Origin of the sequence: Streptomyces sp. ADI95-17, assembly GCF_003846175.1 — a bacterium.
Lineage (GTDB): Bacteria > Actinomycetota > Actinomycetes > Streptomycetales > Streptomycetaceae > Streptomyces > Streptomyces sanglieri.
This window is the reverse complement of the sequence record NZ_ML123045.1, coordinates 1082082-1100013: the sequence shown is the minus strand read 5'-3', so window position 1 is coordinate 1100013 and position 17932 is coordinate 1082082. Positions and strand designations below refer to the sequence as shown.

Genomic DNA, 17932 nt, shown 5'->3' with positions numbered 1-17932 from the left:
TTGTTCCACCGCCTGCTGCGCGGGCTGCTGGCGGCGGCGCTCGGCGCCGCCGCCCTGCTCGTCCCGGACGCCCGGCCGGCACACGCCGCCGGGCCGTCCGGGCCGGGCTGCGACCCGCTGGCGCCCGTCGAGTGCCTGCTGCCGTTCCCGAACGACTGGTACACCCGGCCCGACCCGGCCACCGACACCGGCCGCCGGGTGGCCTTCGGCGCCGCCGTCCTGCCGCGCGCCACGGCCGGCCGGCCCGTCGACCCGACGGCCTGGAACCGGTCCGACGGCTTCTCCCCCGGCTCGACACTGATCGCACACGTCCCCGGCCTCGACCCGGCGGCGACCGGCGCGGCCCCGATCACCGGCATCGGCCGCTCCCTGGCCCCGGACGCCCCCGTCGTACTGCTGGACACCCGGACCGGCGAGCGGTGGCCGTACTGGGCGGAGCCGGACGCCAACGCCACCGACCCCGCACGCCGGGCCCTGCTGATCCATCCCGCGCGCAACTTCCGCGACGGCCACCACTACGCCGTCGCCCTGCGGAACCTCAAGGACGCGGCGGGACGCACCATCGCGGCCGCCGATCCGTTCGCCGCCGTCGCCGGGAGGCCACTGCCCGGCGGGCATCCGCTGCACGCCCGGCAGCGTCAGCTCCGCCCGGCCCTCCAGGCGCTGCGCAGGGCCGGGGTGCGGACCGAAGGGCTTTATCTGGCCTGGGACTTCACTGTCGCGAGCACCCGCGGTCTCACCGGTGACCTCTTCACCATCCGCGACGACGCGTTCCGCCGGCTCGGCGGCCGCTCCCCCGCGTTCGCCGTCACCCAGGTCACCGACTTCACGGCCGAGCAGGACCCCCGCATCGCCCGCGAGGTGACCGGCCGGATCGACGTGCCCGGCTATCTGAACCTGCCCGGCGGCCCGCCCGGCTCCGTGTTCCACCGCGGCCGCGACGGCCTGCCCCGGCGGCTCCCGCTCCACACCCAGCTCGCCACGTTCCGCTGCGAGATACCGCGCTCCGCCTTCCGTACCGCCTCGCACCCCGCCCTCTACGGGCACGGCCTCCTCGGCCGCCGTTCCGAGGTCGGCGCCGGCAATGTCAAGTCGATGGCGGCGGAGCACAACTTCACGTTCTGCGCGACGGACTGGATCGGGATGGCCGAGGAGGACATCCCCGTGGTGCTCGGCGCGCTCGCCGACCCGAACCTCTTCCCCGCCGTCCCGGAACGCAGCGAACAGGGCATGCTGAACGCCCTCTTCCTCGCCCGCGCCCTGATCCACGCCGACGGGCTGAGCACCGACCCGGCCTTCCGGGACGCGGACGGCCGCCCGCTCGTCGACATCCGGCACGGCATCGGCTACGACGGGAACAGCCAGGGCGGAATCCTCGGCGGCGCACTGGTGGCCGCCTCGCCCGACATCCGGCGCGGGGTCCTCGGCGTCACCGGCATGAACTACGGCCTGCTCCTCAACCGCAGCGCCGACTTCGCACCGTTCCAGCAGGTCCTGGACACCTCCTACCCGGACAAGCTGCGCCAGCAGATCGTCCTCCAGCTGTTCCAGATGGTGTGGGACCGCGGTGAGACCAATGGGTACGCGAGCCACCTCACCGACCGTCACCGGGTGCTGATGCACATCGCGTACGGGGACCACCAGGTCGCGAACGCGGCGGCCGACGTGGAGGCGCGCACCCTCGGCGCCCGGCTGATCGCCCCCGCACTGGCACCGGGCCGCAGCCCGGACACCGTCCCGTACTGGGGCATCGAGGCCGTCTCCCGAGGCCAACTGCCTTACCGGGGTTCCGCGATGACGGTGTGGGACAGCGGTACGCCCACCCCGCCGCTCACCAACACCCCGCCCGACGGGCCGCAGTACGGCCACGATCCGCACTCGGATCCCCGCAACTCGTCGGCCGCGCGTCAGCAGAAGGCCACCTTCCTGACCACCGGCCGTGTCATCAATGTCTGCGGCACCACGCCGTGCACCGCCGCCCCCGCCTCCTGACACCCCCCACCCCCCTGACAGGGATGCAGACAAGGAGCACCATGCGCACGCACCGCATCACCCAGGCAGCCGTCGCGGCCGTCCTGCTCGCCGGTACGGTCCTCGTACCGCCGGCCCTCGCCGCCACGCCCGCCGGCGCACCCGCGGCGAGCGCCGAGGCCGGCACCCGGGCCGCCGCGGTGCCGTTCACCGCGGCCACCGCCGAGCGCGCCGCCGACGGCGGCTACACGCTCTCGTGGTCCTCCGCCGCCGGCTCGGTGACCGTCATCGCCGTCACCTCCCCCGACGCCACCACCGGCACCCCGGTGGGCACCGCCCCCGGCACCGGTTCGCTGACCGTCCCCGCCGGAACCCTCGCCGAGGCGGGGCGCTGGTACTTCCGGCTGGTGCCGGACAGCGGTTCCCCGCTGGTCGTCGCCGAACGCTCGCTCGGGATCGACTCCGCCCGCAACTTCCGGGACATCGGCGGCTACCGCACCACCGACGGCCGCTGGGTCCGCCCGGGGCTGGTCTACCGCTCCAACAAGATCAACAAGCTCACCGACGCCGAGCAGCAGCGCCTGCTCTCCCAGCGGCTCACTCTCGACGTGGACCTGCGCAACGCGGTGGAGCGGCACGACGACCCGGACCGGGTGCCCGCCGGTGTGAAGTACCAGGTCGCCGACGTGGTGTCGCTCAGCCACGGCATCCGCTTCCACGACTCGGCCCTGATGACCCTGGCCGAGGCCATCGCGGCCGGGCTGTTCTCCGGCTCGTCCGACCTCGGCCAGTCCATCGGCTACCCGTTCATGGTCAACTTCGTGGGCGCCGACTACGCCTTCCGCGACCTGCTCACGGCCGTCGCGACGAACGACTCCGGCGCTACGGTCTTCCACTGCAGCTCGGGCAAGGACCGCACCGGCTGGAGCACGGCCGTACTGCTCACCCTGCTCGGCGTCCCGCGCGAGACCGTCGAGGCGGACTTCCTCGCCAGCAACGACTACCTGGGCAACCCGAAGGCCGTCGAACTGAGCTGGCTGCGCGCGGCGTTCGACGAGGTCGACCACATCTACGGCGATTTCGACACCTACGTACGCGAGGGCCTGAAGCTCGACGACGCGACGGTGGCCGCCCTGCGCACCAAGCTGCTGTCCGACTGACGCATCGTCAGAATCCGGTGTGCCGACGGGCGATGCCCCCTCCGCCCGTCAGCACGCCGGGTAACGCCCGTCCGGCCAGGCGACCGCGTGCTCGGCCTCCAGGCAGAGATCGTCGGCCACCTCGGTGATCACCGCGCGGCCCTCGGTCGACACCAGCCAGGACGGCGGAAGGTGTACGTCCCCGTGGCGTGCGCCGAGCAGGTTGCCGCAGATCGCTCCCGTGGAGTCGCTGTCGCCCGAGTGGTTGACCGAGAGCAGCAGCGCCGGGGCCACCTGGTCGGCGCCGGGCAGCACCAGGGCGCAGTACACGGCGATGGCGAGGGCCTCCTCGGCGACCCAGCCCGCGCCCAGCGTCTCCACCTTCTCGCCGGTCGGCGCACCCTCCGCGGCCAGATCCACGGCGGCCCGCAGCGCCGCCGTCGTCTCCTCGTGCCCCGGGTGGTGGCGCAGCAGCTCCATCGCCCTCAGCACGGCGCCCGCCGTCGAGTCGCCCTCCAGGAGGTGTGTGACGATCGCGGCGAGGGCCCCGGCCGCGTACGCGCCGGTCGGATGGCCGTGGGTGATCTGCGCGCACCAGTACGCGAGCCGGAAGCCCGACTCGGCGTCCTGGCCCAGCAGCCCGAAGGGGGCGGAGCGCATCACCGTGCCGCACCCCTTGGACCCGGTGTTGACGGGTCCGGGCTCACCGAGCCGGCGCGTCGGTTCGGGGAGGTGGCCGGTGGCGAGCCCGGTCAGACAGGCGTTGCCGGGGGCCCGGCGGGCGTAGAGCCAGGGCTGCTGCCGGAGCCAGCCGGTCCGTATCGGGCTGTCACCGCCCGCGAAGGGCGGCGCGGGGTGGTTCTGGGTGTCCAGCCAGCGGAGGTAGGCGTTCCGTACGAGGGCGGTCTCGGCACCGCCGATCCCCTTCGACGCCGCCCGGGCATGGGCCCTGATCAGCCCCTCGGCCGTGAACAGGGTCATCTGCGTATCGTCCGTGACCCGTCCGACGACCCCTTCCTCGTCCGGGAGGAGTCCCTGTACGCCGTGCTCACCGTGTGCCCGGCGGATACCGGCCAGGGACAGGAACTCCACCGGGTTCCCCAGCGCGTCCCCGACCGCGCCGCCCAGCAGACAGCCCCGGACCCTCGCCCTGCGGCCGGTGCGGCCCTCCCACGATGTGCCGTTCACTCACGATCTCCTCGGTCCGACGTCGCATGTCCCAAAACGCCGTCGCGGGTCCATCCTGGTAGAAGAGGCGATCGCCATGCGTACCGGCAATGAACCGACGACTGCCCGCAGCCCACTGCGGCTGCGGCTCTGGCTGAGTCTATGGGGGCTGGCCTGGGCCGTCTTCGGCCTGGCCGCCTTCACACTGACCGGGCGGCCGGGCTGGGCCGCCGCCTGCGGCCTGCTGCTCGTGCTGGTCCTGGTGGATCTGACGGTGATCATCCACCACATCCACCAGGGCCCGCACTACCAGCCCGGCCGCGATATCCCGCCGTACGAACCCGACCACAGCGGTCGCGGCAGGTACGGGCACTGAAGCGCCACCGGGGGCGCGGCCCGGCGCCGGGCGTCAGTCCTGGGCCGGGAAGCGGGCCGCCTTCAGATACTCCGGGTTCGGATCGAGCGCGGCGGCCAGCCGGAAGTGGCGGGCGGCCCGGTCCGTGCGGCCGGAGCGCTCGAAGGTGCGGGCCAGCGCGAAGTGCGCGAAGGCGTTGTCCGGTTCGCGCTCCAGGACGAGTTCGAATTCGAGCTCGGCGGGGCGCAGCTGGGCGGCGGCGAAGAACGCGCGGGCGCGCAGCAGCCGGGCCGCGGTGTTCTCCGGATGGGCCGCGATCACCGAATCCAGCAGTTTCACCGCGCCCCGGGGATCACGCGCGGCCAGCAGGTGTTCGGCCGCGCGGAAATCGATGACGTCGGTCTCCGGAGTCCTCTCGGGCACGGTCTCGTCCTTCCCTTCGTCACCGGGTACTCGACCCGCCACCGGGTCCACAACGTCCGGCCGCGGCCCGGTATTCCGGTCCCGGCCGGTGCCGGGGTCAGCCGGCCACGGCGGCCCGCCCGGTCAGCTCCGACCAGACCTTGCGGACCTGCGGCTCCAGGTTCTCCAGCGGCCCGTCGTTGTCGATGATCAGGTCGGCCACGGCTCTCCGCTGCTCGCGGGTGGCCTGGGCGGCCATCCGGGCGCGGGCCTCGGGCTCGGTCATGCCGCGCAGCCGTACGAGCCGGTCGAGCTGGGTCCCGGGGCTCGCGTCCACGACGACCACCAGGTCGTAGAGCGGCGCCAGGCCGTTCTCGGTGAGGAGCGGGACGTCGTGGACCACGACCGAGTCGGGGCCCGCCGCCCGCTCCAGCTCGGCGGAGCGGGCGCCGACCAGGGGGTGGACGATCGCGTTGAGAGTGGCGAGCCGGTCGGCGTCGGAGAAGACGATCGAGCCGAGCTTCGGCCGGTCCAGGGTGCCGTCGGCGGTGAGGATGCCGGCGCCGAACGCGTCGACGACGGCCGCGAGCCCGGGTGTCCCCGGCTCGACGACCTCGCGGGCGATCCGGTCCGCGTCGATCAGCACGGCCCCGTATCCGACGAGCAGCCGTGACACTTCGCTCTTGCCGGCGCCGATCCCACCGGTCAGGCCCACTTTCAGCATGCCCGGCAGCCTAGTACGCGGGGGTGACCGGCGGGGGTGGTCAGGCGTCCCCCTCGCGCTCCGCGAGGAACCGCTCGAATTCGAGGCCGATCTCGTCGGCGGACGGCAGGTCCACCGGCTCGGCCACCAGGTTGCCCCGGGTCTCGGATCCGGCGACCGCGTCGTACTGGTGCTCAAGGCCCTCGACGAGCGAGACGAGCTCCTCGTCTCCCTGGTCGATCTGCCGGTCGATCTCGGTCTGGGTGCGGTGCGCCTCGGTGCGCAGCGCATGGGCGACGCTCGGCAGGACCAGGCCGGTCGCGGCCGTGATCGACTCCAGCGCGGTGAGCGCGGCGTCCGGGTAAGCGGAGCGGGCGACGTAGTGCGGGACGTGGGCGGCCACGCCGAGGACGTCGTGTCCGGCCTCCATCAGCCGGTACTCCACCAGGGCCTCGGCGGAGCCGGGCACCTGCGCCTCGTCGAAGGGGCTGCGGTGGCCGGGCATGAGGTCCGTGCGGTTGCCGTGCGGGGTGATGCCGACGGGGCGGGTGTGCGGGACACCCATCGGGATGCCGTTGAAATTCACCGCGAGGCGCACACCGAGGCGCTCGACGATCTGCTCGACGGCGGCGGCGAAGCGCTCCCACTCCACGTCGGGCTCGGGCCCGGACAGCAGCAGGAAGGGCGCCCCGGTGGCGTCCTGCACGACCCTGACGTCGAGCGTCGGGGTCTCGTAGGCGGCCCAGCGGTCGCGCCGGAAGGTGAACAGCGGGCGTCGTGCGCGGTAGTCGACCAGGCGGTCGTGGTCGAAGCTGGCCACGACCTGGTGCGGCAGCGTTTCGAGCAGGCCGTCCACGATCTGCTCGCCGGTCTCGCCCGCGTCGATGTATCCGTCGAAGTGGTAGAGCATGACCAGGCCGGCCGACTCCTGGGCGAGCGCCATGTCGACGACGGCCAGGCCCTTCGGCTCCCATTCGTACAAACTCTGCGGATCAGGCACGGTTACCGCTCCTCCTCGTGTTCGTCGAGAAGAACGTCCGGCAGGGCACATGCATTCCCGGACTGTGCCCTCTCACCCGCCGGTTCATGCCGGATCCGATGCGAGAACCCGGGGCCGGGCCGCAGGACGGGAACCTGTGGCGGGCGTCCGCCTTTCCGCTCGGGACAAAGGCGTTGACGTTCATGTCGGTGAACACCGCGCCAGTGAAGCCGAGTTCACGGCAGACCCCGGGCCACCGGCTCTGCGCACGGGCGGGGAACGGGCCGTCAGTTTCCCGTGCACCACAGGCGTTCCCCGGCTCACCCGGCTCACCGGTCCGCCCTCATGGAAGCATTGGTCCAGACATTGACAGGGTCGCACCCCGTCCCTACCGTCACTGGGCAGAGCGTTCAGAGACTCGCCCCACATTCATGTACGAGAACCTCGAACCCCTTCGACGGGAAGGCACCCCCATGCGCACCCGCACTCCGCTCCCCGCCCTGCTGGCCACCGCGCTCGCCACCGGCGGCCTCGCCCTCGCCTCCGCCACCGCGGCGGGTGCGGCGACGGTCATCGACGTGAGCACCGCCGCCCAGTTCAAGTCCGCCCTCACCGCCGCGGCCCCCGGCGACACGATCCGGCTCGCCGACGGCACCTACACCGGCAACTTCAAGGCGACCGTCCCCGGCACCGCTTCCGCCCGGATCACGCTCACGGGCTCCGCCAAGGCGATCCTCACGGCGGGCGGGGGGTACGGACTGCACCTCAACGGCGCCTCCTACTGGACCGTCAGGGGCATCACCGTCACCGGCGGCCAGAAGGGCATCATGGCCGACACCGCCACCGGCGTCGTCATCGATTCGGTGACCGTGCACGATCTGGACATGGAGGGCGTCCACTTCCGCAAGTCCAGCAAGGACGGCGTCATCAAGAACTCACGGATCTACGACACCGGGCACGACGGCCGCGGCATGGGCGAGGGCGTCTATGTCGGCACGGCCGGCGATCTCTCCGACCGGAGCGACCGGGTCCAGATCCTGGACAACAGGATCGGTCCGGGGGTAGGCGGCGAGAACGTCGATATCAAGGAGGGCACCACCGGGGCGAAGATCGTCGGCAACACCTTCGACGGCAGCGGGCTGACCGGCGCCAACTACGACGACTCCTGGGTCGACGTGAAGGGCAATGACGTCCTGGTCGAGGGCAACAAGGGCTCCCGTACGACCAACAACGGCTATGAGACCCACACCCAGGAGAGCGGCTGGGGCTGCGGCACCGTCTTCCGCGACAACACCTCGGACCTGACCGGTTCCAAGGGCGACAAGCAGCTCGCGATCAACATCACCAACTACGGCACGAACTGCCCGGCCACCGTCCACAGCAGCAACACGGTGACCGGCGGGAAGGGCCTGACCAACATCACCGTCACACCGTAGCCGCGCCGCGAAAACGAGTGAGGCCCGCTCCCCGAAGGGAGCGGGCCTCACTTTTCAGCTACTGCGGTCGATCATCGACCGGAGGGGGTGCAGAGCGTCAGCTCTGGCCGCCCGCCAGCTTCTCGCGCAGGGCAGCCAGGGCCTCGTCCGACGCCAGGGCGCCGGAGTTGTCCGCGGACTCCGAGGAGTACGAGCCGCCACCGCTGCCGCCGGAGGCAGCCGGGGCGCCACCGGCCGGCGCAGCAGCGCCCTCGGCAGCAGCAGCCTCGTCGGCCTCGCGGGACTTGATGACCTGGGCCTGGTGCTGCTCGAAGCGCTGCTGCGCCTCGGCGTACTGGCCCTCCCACGCCTCGCGCTGGGTCTCGTAGCCCTCGAGCCAGTCGTTGGTCTCGGGGTCGAAGCCCTCGGGGTAGATGTAGTTGCCCTGGTCGTCGTAGGACGCGGCCATGCCGTACAGGGTCGGGTCGAACTCGACCGAGGCCGGGTCGGCACCGAAGGACTCGTTGGCCTGCTTCAGCGAGAGGCTGATGCGACGGCGCTCGAGGTCGATGTCGATGACCTTGACGAAGATCTCGTCGTTGACCTGGACGACCTGCTCCGGGATCTCCACGTGGCGCTCGGCCAGCTCGGAGATGTGGACCAGACCCTCGATGCCCTCGTCGACGCGGACGAACGCACCGAACGGAACGAGCTTGGTGACCTTACCGGGAACGACCTGCCCGATCTGGTGCGTACGGGCGAACTGCTGCCACGGGTCTTCCTGCGTCGCCTTGAGCGACAGGGAGACGCGCTCGCGGTCCATGTCGACGTCGAGAACCTCGACGGTGACTTCCTGGCCGACCTCGACAACCTCGGAGGGGTGGTCGATGTGCTTCCAGGACAGCTCGGAGACGTGCACGAGACCGTCGACGCCGCCGAGGTCCACGAACGCACCGAAGTTGACGATCGAGGAAACGACGCCGGAGCGGACCTGGCCCTTCTGCAGGGTCGTGAGGAACGTCTGGCGGACCTCGCTCTGGGTCTGCTCCAGCCAGGCGCGGCGGGACAGGACCACGTTGTTGCGGTTCTTGTCCAGCTCGATGATCTTCGCCTCGAGCTCCTTGCCCACGTAGGGCTGAAGGTCGCGGACACGACGCATCTCGACGAGCGACGCCGGCAGGAAGCCACGGAGGCCGATGTCGAGGATGAGACCACCCTTGACGACCTCGATGACGGTACCGGTGACGATGCCGTCTTCTTCCTTGATCTTCTCGATGGTGCCCCAGGCACGCTCGTACTGAGCGCGCTTCTTCGAGAGGATCAGGCGGCCTTCCTTGTCCTCCTTCTGGAGGACCAGGGCCTCGATCTCGTCACCGACCTTGACGACCTCGTTCGGGTCGACGTCGTGCTTGATCGAGAGCTCGCGGCTCGGGATGACACCTTCGGTCTTGTAACCGATGTCGAGGAGAACCTCGTCCCGGTCAACCTTGACGATGACACCGTCAACGATATCGCCGTCGTTGAAGTACTTGATCGTCTCGTCGATCGCCGCGAGGAACGCGTCCGCGTCGCCGATGTCGTTGACCGCAACCTGCGGAGTGGTGGCGGTGGTCTCGGTGCTGCTCGTCATGTGGGAAAGGGCTCCGGTACGGACAGTGAGTCGTAGGTACTGCTACGCCGGGAGCCCGTATCACCTCTGCAGAAGCCGGACAGCTCGGGAACCGCCGACCCCGCTGGACCGGGAGGCGCCTCGTGAACCGAGGGGACATACAACAGATGCGAGCGCGGCCTGCTAGGTCTGAGGCGCGCAGGCTCGCAGCGCAACTTGTAGCATACGGGGGCAGCCGGGCACGGTCAATGCGCGAAGGCGCACACCGGGGGCGCAACGGCTCATATCCGGCACAACTCGTGTTCCCCGAGGCCAGATCGGCCCCAGGAGACAAACCCACGGGCACGGAGCCGTGCTCACAGGTACCCCCAGGTACGTACCGCGTGCGGCGGGGTGAAGGCAAACTACAACGACGGACACGATGAGCCAAGAGATCTACCCGGCCGAACCCGAAGCGACCCGCCGCGACGCGTCGGAGGCCGAGAGCAGCCGGGCCAGTCGCGGCTGGTGGGACCGGAACGCCGACGAGTACCAGAGCGACCACGGCGCCTTCCTCGGCGACGACCGCTTCGTCTGGGGGCCGGAAGGGCTCGACGAGGCGGAGGCCGGTCTGCTGGGCCCCGCCGGTTCGCTGCGCGGCCTGGACGTCCTGGAGATCGGTGCGGGCGCCGCGCAGTGCTCGCGCTGGCTCGCCGCGCAGGGGGCCCGGCCGGTGGCGCTGGACCTCTCGCACCGGCAGTTGCAGCACGCGCTGCGGATCGGCGGCAGCGACGCGCCGGCGGTCCGGCTGGTCGAGGCGGACGCCGGGGTGCTGCCGTTCCGGGACGGCTCCTTCGACCTGGCGTGCTCCGCCTACGGCGCGGTGCCGTTCGTCGCCGACCCCGTGCAGGTGTTCCGCGAGGTGCACCGGGTGCTGCGCCCCGGGGGCCGCTGGGTCTTCTCGGTGACGCATCCGGTGCGCTGGGCGTTCCCGGACGAGCCGGGGCCCGAGGGCCTGTCGGTCGCGGCCTCGTACTTCGACCGCACTCCCTATGTCGAGCAGGACGAGCGGGGCGAGGCCGTGTACGTCGAGCACCACCGGACGCTCGGCGACCGGGTGCGGGACGTGGTGGCCGGCGGCTTCCGTCTGGTCGACCTGGTCGAACCGGAGTGGCCGGCCTGGAACCACCAGGAGTGGGGCGGCTGGTCCCCCTTGCGCGGAAACCTGATCCCCGGCACGGCGGTCTTCGTCTGCGAACGGGGCTGACGGGGCCGGTCCCGAGGCACCGGCGGCCCGGCACGGGGGCGGGTCGTACGAGACTGGGGGCGTGATCCGTACCGACGCCCTGGACCAGTTGCCCGTACGCACCGCTGTGCCCGCCCTGGAGCGGGCGCTCGACGACCGCGGGGTCGCGGTGCTGTGCGCGCCGCCCGGCACCGGCAAGACGACCCTCGTACCGCTGGTCCTGGCCGGTCTGGCCGGCGGCGGTCCGGTGCGCCGGGTGGTGGTCGCGGAGCCGCGGCGGATCGCGGCGCGGGCGGCGGCGCGGCGGATGGCGTGGCTCATCGGGGAGCGGGCCGGCGGCCGGGTGGGGTTCACGGTCCGCGGGGAGCGGGTGGTGGGGCGCGACACGGTGGTGGAGGTGGTGACCACCGGTGTGCTGCTCCAGCGGCTGCAGCGCGACCAGGAGCTGGCCGGGGTCGACGCGGTGATCATCGACGAGTGCCACGAGCGGCATCTGGACGCGGACACGGTCGCCGCGTTCCTGCTCGACGTGCGGGAGGCGATCCGGCCCGATCTGCGGCTGGTCGCGGCGTCCGCGACCACGGACGCGCAGGGCTGGGCCCGGCTGCTGGGCGATGCCCCGGTGGTCGAGACGGAGGGTGTCTCGCATCCGGTGGAGGTGGTCTGGGCGCCGCCCGCCGCCCCGGTGCGGCCGCCGCACGGGATGCGGGTCGATCCGGCGCTGCTGACGCATGTCGCCGCCACGGTGCGCCGGGCGCTCGCGGAGCGGGACGGGGACGTGTTGTGTTTTCTGCCGGGTGTCGGCGAGATCGGGCGGGTGGCCGGGCAGCTGGCCGGGGTGGCCGCCGAGGTGCTCCAGGTGCACGGGCGGGCCCCGGCGGCGGTGCAGGACGCGGTACTGGCCGGGTCGTCCGGCGAGGGGCGGCGGGTGGTGCTGGCGACCTCGGTGGCGGAGTCGTCCCTCACGGTGCCCGGGGTGCGGGTGGTGGTGGACTCGGGGCTGGCCAGGGAGCCGCGTACCGATCACGCCCGGGGGCTGAGCGCGCTGACGACGGTGCGCGCCTCGCAGGCGGCGGGGAGGCAGCGGGCGGGCCGGGCCGGGCGGGAGGCGCCCGGGGCGGTGTACCGGTGCTGGGCGCAGGCGGAGGACGGCCGGCTCGCCCGGTTCCCCTCCCCGGAGATCAAGGTCGCGGACCTGGCGGCGTTCGCGTTGCAGGCGGCGTGCTGGGGCGATCCGGACGCGTCGGGGCTGGCGCTGCTCGACCCGCCGCCCGCGGGTGCGATGAGTGCGGCGCGCGAGGTGCTGACGGCGGTCGGTGCGGTGGACGCGGAGGGGCGGGTGACCGGCCGGGGCACCCGGATGTCGCGGCTGGGCCTGCATCCCCGGCTGGCGCGGGCGCTGCTGGACGGGGCCGCCGGGGTGGGCGGCAGGAGGGCGGCCGAGGTCGTGGCGCTGCTGAGCGAGGAGCCGCCGCGGGAGTACGGGGACGATCTGGCGGCCGCGTTGCGCGCCGCCCGGCGGGGCGGCGACGGGTACGCGGGGCGGTGGCGGCAGGAGGTGCGGCGGCTGTCGTCCTTCGTCGCGGACGCGGGAGTGGGCTCCGGGCCGGACGACGCGGCGGTGGGCCTGGTGGCCGCGCTGGCGTTCCCGGAGCGGGTGGCGCGGGCGCGGGGCGAGGGGGCGTTCCTGATGGCGTCGGGGACGGGTGCGGAGCTGCGGGAGGGTTCGGGGCTGCGCAGTGCGCCGTGGCTGGCGGTCGCGGTGGCCGACCGGCCCGCGCACTCGGCGTCCGCGCGGGTGCGGCTCGCGGCCGTCATCGACGAGGACACGGCGCGGGCGGCCGCCGGGCATCTGCGGTTCGCGGGCGAGGAGGTCCACTGGGCGGGCGGCGACGTGGTGGCCCGCCGGGTGGAGCGACTGGGGGCCGTCGAGCTGTCGGTGCGCCCGTTGAAGCAGCCGGAGCCCGGGCTGGTGCGCGAGGCGCTGGTGGAGGGGCTGCGGCGCGAGGGGCTCGGGCTGCTGCGCTGGACGCGCGAGACCGGGCAGTTGCGGGAGCGGCTCGCGTTCCTCCACCGTGAGCTGGGCGAGCCCTGGCCGGACGTGTCGCGGGGCGCGCTGCTGGAACGTACCGAGCAGTGGCTGGAGCCCGAGCTGTCACGGGCCCGGCGGCGCTCCGACCTGGCCCGGATCGACGCGGGGCAGGCGCTGCGGCGGCTGCTGCCGTGGGCGACCGGCGAGGCGGTACGGCTGGACGAGCTGGCGCCGGAGCGGATCGAGGTGCCGAGCGGTTCCCGGATCAGGGTGGAGTACGGCGGGGCGCAGCCCGTGCTCGCGGTGAAGCTCCAGGAGCTGTTCGGTCTGCGGGAGACCCCGAGGGTGGCCGGGGTGCCGGTCCTGGTCCATCTCCTCTCCCCGGCCGGCCGCCCCGCAGCCGTCACCGCCGATCTGGCGTCGTTCTGGCAGGACGGCTACCGGGCCGTACGGGCGGAGCTGCGCGGCCGCTATCCGAAGCACCCGTGGCCGGAGGACCCTACGACGGTGGAGGCGACCCGGTTCACCAAGAGGGCGCGGCGGTAGGCAGCGCGGATGGAGGAGCGGGGCTGGGGGGCGTGCATCGCAAGGCGGAGGGTTGAGCCAACGCGGAGCGTTGGTGCTTGACGACAACGCCGCGAGGCGCGTGCCCCAGCCCCGCGACGCCGCGGTGCCTGCCGCCGGGCCCTCCAGGGCGCGGCTCAAGCGGGAGCAGGGGCTCAAGCGGGAGCAGGGGCGGGGGCCGGCCGTCGCGAGCGGGCCTCCAGCCACAGGGCGAGGGCCAGCAGTCCGGCGCCGAGGACCAGGAAGCCCCAGGGCAGGTACGAGGTGAGGAGCAGGACCAGCAGGCGCTGGGACTTGACCAGGTCGACGATCGATTCGACGTAGTCCGGGCGCATCTTCACGTGCCCGGCGAACACGGTCATGGTGTCCTGCGGCATCCCCATCTTCCGGGCGTTGCGCAGCTCTTCCTTGTGGATCTCCTCGCCGTTGACCGGCGCTCCGGTGACCGGGTCCACCCAGAACATCCGCTTGGTGGTGTACCAGCGGGTCATGCCCGTCTTCGCGATCTGTTCCGGGGTGACGCCCTTGATGGGCATCTTCTTCGGCATCGGGACCTTGGTCCACGGGATGGTCTGCTCGAAGTAGTAGACGTCCATGCCGTGGAAGGTGCGGGTGCCCTTGTAGTGGATGGGCGAGCTGGTGCGGGCCTGGGCGTCGAAGTACTCGTAGTCGCGCTTCTCGGTGAGGAAGGGCCACTTGAACTCGATGCCCTCGCGCCGGACCGGGTCGCCGTCGACCATTTCGCCGGTGGCGTGGACGGGGGCCTGGCTGTGGGCGTCGAAGATGTAGCGCTCGGGGATCTCGGAGACCATCTTGCCGTCCGGGCCGACCACGAAGCTGAGGGCGTCCCAGACGACGACGTCGCGTCCGGCGCTGCGCTCGATCTTCTCGGACTCCTCGACGTTGCCCTTGAGGGTCTGCACGATGGTGACCTTGGGGACCGTCTTCACCTTCATGTTGTCGTTGTAGTCGAGGAGGGTGGCGGGCTTCGCCTCCAGCACCGTCTCCTGGTACTGGCTGGGCGGGATCTTCGCCAGCCTGGGGAAGGCGTACCAGCGCATCAGTGGCGACATGGCGGCGAAGAAGACGGCGAATGCCAGGAGTACGAGGCTGGCTCGGCGGCGCATGTGGGTGCCCTCCCTCGGCTTCGGTTGCTTCCGGTGGTCAGTGCCGGTGAGGGGCACTAGTTCTTGGGGCCCGGGACGGTGGTCAGCAGGGGTTTGGGTGAGGTCTCTCCGGGCGGGGCGCCGATCGCCGTGATGGTGAAGACGAGCGCGAGGGCTGCGGCCAGCCCGATGGCGGCGGCGACGAGAGCACGCATGCCGGTCCTCCCGGAGAGTATGGATCTGATGGGTCGTCAGGGTTGGGGCACCGTAGCAACGCGGGCGCGAGATGAGAACACGTGGAACAGCCCCTCTGCCGGGTGGTGGCAAAGGGGCTGTTCCGAGGTGCGGTGGAGCGGGGTCAGGCGGTGGGCGTCCCGGAGGGCTCGGGCGTCTTCGACGGCTCGGGTGTCCCGGAGGGCTCGGGTGTCTCGGTGGGGCCGGGTGTCTCGGTGGCCCCGGCCGCCTCGACCTTCAGCTCGATGACGACCGTGGCGCCGCCCTCGGTGGTGAGGCGCAGCTTGTAGGTGCCCGCGGTGCCGTCGGCGTAGATCTTGGGCAGCTTCAGGGTGCCGTCGGCGCCGGTCTTCAGGTCCGTGAGGGTACGGACCGTCTTGCCGGCGGCGTCCTCGTCCTTGAAGTAGGGGCCCTTGTCGTTCTCGACCGGCTTCGCATCGTCGGTGATCATGGTGGCGGTGACGGCGACACCCGCCGCGACCGCGCCCTTGTAGGTGGCCTTGACCTCGACGGTGTCGGCGAACTCGGTGCCGGCCTCCGTGGTCAGCGCGTTCTCGTCGGTCCTGGCGATCGCGTCGGCCGGGCGGCCGGTGACGGTCGCGCGGTAGCCGACGGCGGGCAGCGAGTGGCCGGTGGCGACGGCCCGCACCGTGAACTTCCCGGCCTTTTCACCCGCCTTCAGGACCGGGGCGGTGACCGTGCCGTCGGCGCCGGTCCGGAGGGTGACCGCCTTCTTCCCGCCGTCGAAGGCGGCGTCGGTGTCACCGGCGACGGTGAAGGTCACGGACACCTTGGCGAGCGGGCCGCCGAGCTTGTTCTTGGCCCGGACCTTGATCCGCTCGGCGAAGGCGTCGCCCGCGGTGGCCGTCAGCGGGCCGGTACCGGCGTTCTCCACGCCCGCGAGGGTCTCGGCCGGCCTGGTGGGCGGCGTCGGCTCCGGGGTGGGGCTGGTCGATCCGCCGTCGCCCGGCTTCGAGGGGCCGGGGGTCGGCTTGCCGGACCCGGACGGCGAGGGCGACGGGCTCGGGCTGCCGGGGTCGCGGTCCGTACCGCCGCCGAGGCCGGGCGGGACGGTGCCCGTTCCGTCGGGGATCTCGTGGGTGCCGCGCTTGTAGTAGTCGAACCACGAGCGGACGGTACGCAGATAGGCGTCCGAGTGGTTGTAGCTCAGGACCGCCCGGTCGAGGTCCGCGGCGACGGACAGATCGCGGGAACCGGCGCAGAGGTAGCGGCCGGCGGCGAGCGCCGCGTCGTAGATGTTGTTGGGGTCCTTGCGGCCGTCACCGTTGCCGTCCTGGCCCCAGGTCGCCCAGGTGGACGGGATGAACTGCATCGGGCCGACGGCACGGTCGTGGGTCGAGTCCCCGTCGTACGCCCCGTTGTCGGTGTCCTTGATCATGGCGAAGCCCCGGCCGTCCAGGACCGGGCCGAGGATCGGCGAGAACGTGGTGCCGTTCGCGTCGACCCTGCCGCCGCGTGCCTGGCCGGACTCGACCTTGCCGATCGCGGCGAGCAGTTGCCAGGGCAGCCGGCAGGCGGCGTCGCTGCCGGCGACGGTCTGCTCGGCCTTCTTGTACGCGGCCAGGATCGAGGCCGGGATGCCGGATTCCGCGCTGCCGGTGACGGGCAGATTCGTGGACGTGCCCGGCTTGTCGGGGGTGTTCAGCGGCGGCAGGTCCGTGTAGTACGGCGAGTTGCCGGTGGCCGCGCTGTCGTCGGGCGGAGGAGTCGACCCGGTGGCCTGCGGGTCGTCGCTCCCGGTGACCAGCGTGGCGCCCGGGGCCCCCGAGGCGGAGAGCGCCGCCACGGCGACGGCGGCCACAGCGGTGGTGGTCGCCCCCTTGCGAAGCCGGCGACCGAATTGCGCTGCCATACCTCTGGCCCCTCCCCTTCGACGACAGTCCCCGCTCCCCAGCGACAGGACTCAGGCGACCCTACGGCAACTTGTGCCGCCGGCACACTGCGCACTGACCGGTTCTTACCTGTTTTTCACGTTCCCGACGGCAAGTTGTACGGCGGTGGTCAGGGAGGCTCACACGGCTCGCGCATACTTGCCGCCATGCCGTTCACACTCAGTCATGCCGCCGCCGTACTGCCGGGGGTGCGGCGGGACGGGACGGCGCGCGGGCCGCTGTTCGCCTCGGCCCTGGTCGCGGGTTCGTTCGCCCCCGACATGACCTACTACGCGGACACCGCGATCCCCGGCGCCATGGAGTTCGGGCAGGTCACCCACTCGGTGTGGGGCGTGTTCACCGTCGATGTGCTGATCACCGCGGCCGTGGTGGCGCTGTGGCTGCTGCTGCGCGAACCGCTGGTGGCGCTGCTGCCGGCGGGTTGGCAGGGGCGCGTCCACGCGTTCGTACGGGGACGGCGCGGGGCCCCGGGTGTCCGGGAGGCCGGTGGGTTCGTGGTGTCGGCGATGACCGGGGCCGCCACGCATGTCGTCTGGGACGCCTTCACCCATCACGACCGGTGGGGTGTGCGCCTGGTGCCGGTGCTCGACGGGAGCGTCGGCGGCTTCCCGGTGTTCCAGCTGGTGCAGTACGGCAGTTCGGCGGTGGCCCTGGCCGTGCTCGCCCGGTTCACGGCTTCGGGGCTGCGTGCCACCGGGGCACGCCCGGTCCCGCCGTCGGTGCCGGTGCTGGACCGGCGGGGGCGGTGGGCGGCGGGGGCGCTGCTGGGCGTCTGCGCACTGCTCGGCATCGTCCACCGGTGCGCGCGCTGGTACGCGTACTTCGGGCACATCGACACCCCGCTCGACATCATCCCGACCGCCTGCTTCGGCGCCGGGGCGGGGCTGGCGGTGGGCCTGGTGCTGTACGGGGTGTGGATGCGGCTGCGGACGCGGCGACCGCGTCCGGCCGCACCCGTGGCCGCCGGACGGGCCCAGTGCCTTTCGTCCGGATCCGGCACGGCCGAACCGGACCGGCTCTAGGAACGGGTGGCGGTCGCGCAGTTGCCGCCCGTGGCCGTCGTACCGTTGCTCGTGTCGATCGGCTTGCTGCGGTCGTACGGATCGACCCGGTGGGCC

At 72.4% G+C, this 17932-nt stretch carries 15 protein-coding genes; 7 read left to right on the top strand and 8 right to left on the bottom strand.

The genetic code is table 11. From position 1 onward, the window contains the following. Together EES42_RS12975 and EES42_RS12970 are read left to right on the top strand one after the other, a co-directional pair. Complete coding sequence (locus tag EES42_RS12975; protein ID WP_124718278.1) at positions 1 to 1992, top strand: hypothetical protein; 1992 nt, start codon at positions 1 to 3, stop codon at positions 1990 to 1992. A 41-nt stretch (positions 1993 to 2033) separates the two neighbouring features. Further along, positions 2034 to 3131: a tyrosine-protein phosphatase gene (locus EES42_RS12970; protein WP_124718277.1), complete on the top strand. Its 1098-nt coding sequence runs from the start codon at positions 2034 to 2036 to the stop codon at positions 3129 to 3131. Between the two features lie 48 nt (positions 3132 to 3179). Here the strand turns inward: EES42_RS12970 and EES42_RS12965 are convergent, their stop codons facing one another. Then, positions 3180 to 4298, bottom strand: a complete 1119-nt coding sequence (locus EES42_RS12965; protein ID WP_124718276.1) for an ADP-ribosylglycohydrolase family protein — start codon at positions 4296 to 4298, stop codon at positions 3180 to 3182. 76 nt (positions 4299 to 4374) lie between these two features. Here EES42_RS12965 and EES42_RS12960 point away from each other — a divergent pair, with 76 nt between their 5' ends. After that, entirely contained in the window at positions 4375 to 4653 is a 279-nt protein-coding gene (locus tag EES42_RS12960) for a DUF6343 family protein (protein WP_124718275.1), read from the top strand. Positions 4654 to 4686: 33 nt separating this feature from the next. Here the strand turns inward: EES42_RS12960 and EES42_RS12955 are convergent, their stop codons facing one another. The 3 genes from EES42_RS12955 to EES42_RS12945 all read right to left on the bottom strand — a co-directional run bounded on the left by EES42_RS12955 (position 4687) and on the right by EES42_RS12945 (position 6737). Next, positions 4687 to 5055 carry a tetratricopeptide repeat protein gene (locus EES42_RS12955; RefSeq protein ID WP_124718274.1) on the bottom strand — a complete coding sequence of 123 codons (369 nt, stop codon included), beginning with the start codon at positions 5053 to 5055 and terminating at the stop codon, positions 4687 to 4689. A 97-nt stretch (positions 5056 to 5152) separates the two neighbouring features. Next, on the bottom strand, positions 5153 to 5758 hold the full coding sequence (coaE, locus tag EES42_RS12950) for a dephospho-CoA kinase (RefSeq protein WP_124718273.1): 606 nt from the start codon (positions 5756 to 5758) through the stop codon (positions 5153 to 5155). Between the two features lie 40 nt (positions 5759 to 5798). Beyond that, positions 5799 to 6737, bottom strand: a complete 939-nt coding sequence (locus EES42_RS12945) for a PAC2 family protein (RefSeq protein WP_206433450.1) — start codon at positions 6735 to 6737, stop codon at positions 5799 to 5801. Between the two features lie 452 nt (positions 6738 to 7189). On the opposite strand from EES42_RS12945, the gene EES42_RS12940 reads away from it, so the two are divergent. Further along, positions 7190 to 8152 (top strand): right-handed parallel beta-helix repeat-containing protein, encoded by a 963-nt coding sequence (locus EES42_RS12940; RefSeq protein WP_124718272.1) that lies wholly within the window; start codon positions 7190 to 7192, stop codon positions 8150 to 8152. 97 nt (positions 8153 to 8249) lie between these two features. Here EES42_RS12940 and rpsA read toward each other — a convergent pair whose 3' ends face one another. After that, positions 8250 to 9761, bottom strand: coding sequence for a 30S ribosomal protein S1 (gene rpsA / locus EES42_RS12935; RefSeq protein WP_124718271.1), 1512 nt, complete (start codon positions 9759 to 9761; stop codon positions 8250 to 8252). Between the two features lie 400 nt (positions 9762 to 10161). Between rpsA and EES42_RS12930 the strand changes: the two genes are divergently transcribed. Both EES42_RS12930 and hrpB read left to right on the top strand, forming a co-directional pair. Then, the gene (locus tag EES42_RS12930) at positions 10162 to 10986 is read left to right on the top strand and encodes a class I SAM-dependent methyltransferase (protein WP_124718270.1); all 825 of its coding nucleotides are present in this window, start codon (positions 10162 to 10164) and stop codon (positions 10984 to 10986) included. A 61-nt stretch (positions 10987 to 11047) separates the two neighbouring features. Beyond that, a complete protein-coding gene (gene hrpB, locus EES42_RS12925) occupies positions 11048 to 13543 on the top strand; it encodes an ATP-dependent helicase HrpB (RefSeq protein ID WP_124718269.1) in 2496 nt (831 codons plus the stop codon). Positions 13544 to 13716: 173 nt separating this feature from the next. Here hrpB and EES42_RS12920 read toward each other — a convergent pair whose 3' ends face one another. The 3 genes from EES42_RS12920 to EES42_RS12910 form a co-directional block, all read right to left on the bottom strand. Further along, positions 13717 to 14688 carry a PorA family protein gene (locus tag EES42_RS12920; protein ID WP_124718268.1) on the bottom strand — a complete coding sequence of 324 codons (972 nt, stop codon included), beginning with the start codon at positions 14686 to 14688 and terminating at the stop codon, positions 13717 to 13719. A gap of 56 nt (positions 14689 to 14744) precedes the next feature. Next, positions 14745 to 14882 (bottom strand): SPW_0924 family protein, encoded by a 138-nt coding sequence (locus tag EES42_RS12915; protein WP_107405773.1) that lies wholly within the window; start codon positions 14880 to 14882, stop codon positions 14745 to 14747. Positions 14883 to 15025: 143 nt separating this feature from the next. Continuing rightward, positions 15026 to 16774 (bottom strand): lytic transglycosylase domain-containing protein, encoded by a 1749-nt coding sequence (locus EES42_RS12910; RefSeq protein ID WP_124718267.1) that lies wholly within the window; start codon positions 16772 to 16774, stop codon positions 15026 to 15028. 186 nt (positions 16775 to 16960) lie between these two features. Here EES42_RS12910 and EES42_RS12905 point away from each other — a divergent pair, with 186 nt between their 5' ends. Then, positions 16961 to 17836: a DUF4184 family protein gene (locus EES42_RS12905; protein WP_124718266.1), complete on the top strand. Its 876-nt coding sequence runs from the start codon at positions 16961 to 16963 to the stop codon at positions 17834 to 17836. Positions 17837 to 17932: the final 96 nt, after the last annotated feature.

Coding starts and splice junctions, on each gene's coding strand:
- EES42_RS12970 (WP_124718277.1), top strand. CDS start 2,034: ATGCGCACGCACCGCATCACCCAGGCAGCCGTCGCGGCCGTCCTGCTC.
- EES42_RS12960 (WP_124718275.1), top strand. CDS start 4,375: ATGCGTACCGGCAATGAACCGACGACTGCCCGCAGCCCACTGCGGCTG.
- coaE (WP_124718273.1), bottom strand. CDS start 5,758: ATGCTGAAAGTGGGCCTGACCGGTGGGATCGGCGCCGGCAAGAGCGAA.
- EES42_RS12940 (WP_124718272.1), top strand. CDS start 7,190: ATGCGCACCCGCACTCCGCTCCCCGCCCTGCTGGCCACCGCGCTCGCC.
- rpsA (WP_124718271.1), bottom strand. CDS start 9,761: ATGACGAGCAGCACCGAGACCACCGCCACCACTCCGCAGGTTGCGGTC.
- EES42_RS12930 (WP_124718270.1), top strand. CDS start 10,162: ATGAGCCAAGAGATCTACCCGGCCGAACCCGAAGCGACCCGCCGCGAC.
- EES42_RS12920 (WP_124718268.1), bottom strand. CDS start 14,688: ATGCGCCGCCGAGCCAGCCTCGTACTCCTGGCATTCGCCGTCTTCTTC.
- EES42_RS12915 (WP_107405773.1), bottom strand. CDS start 14,882: ATGCGTGCTCTCGTCGCCGCCGCCATCGGGCTGGCCGCAGCCCTCGCG.
- EES42_RS12910 (WP_124718267.1), bottom strand. CDS start 16,774: ATGGCAGCGCAATTCGGTCGCCGGCTTCGCAAGGGGGCGACCACCACC.
- EES42_RS12905 (WP_124718266.1), top strand. CDS start 16,961: ATGCCGTTCACACTCAGTCATGCCGCCGCCGTACTGCCGGGGGTGCGG.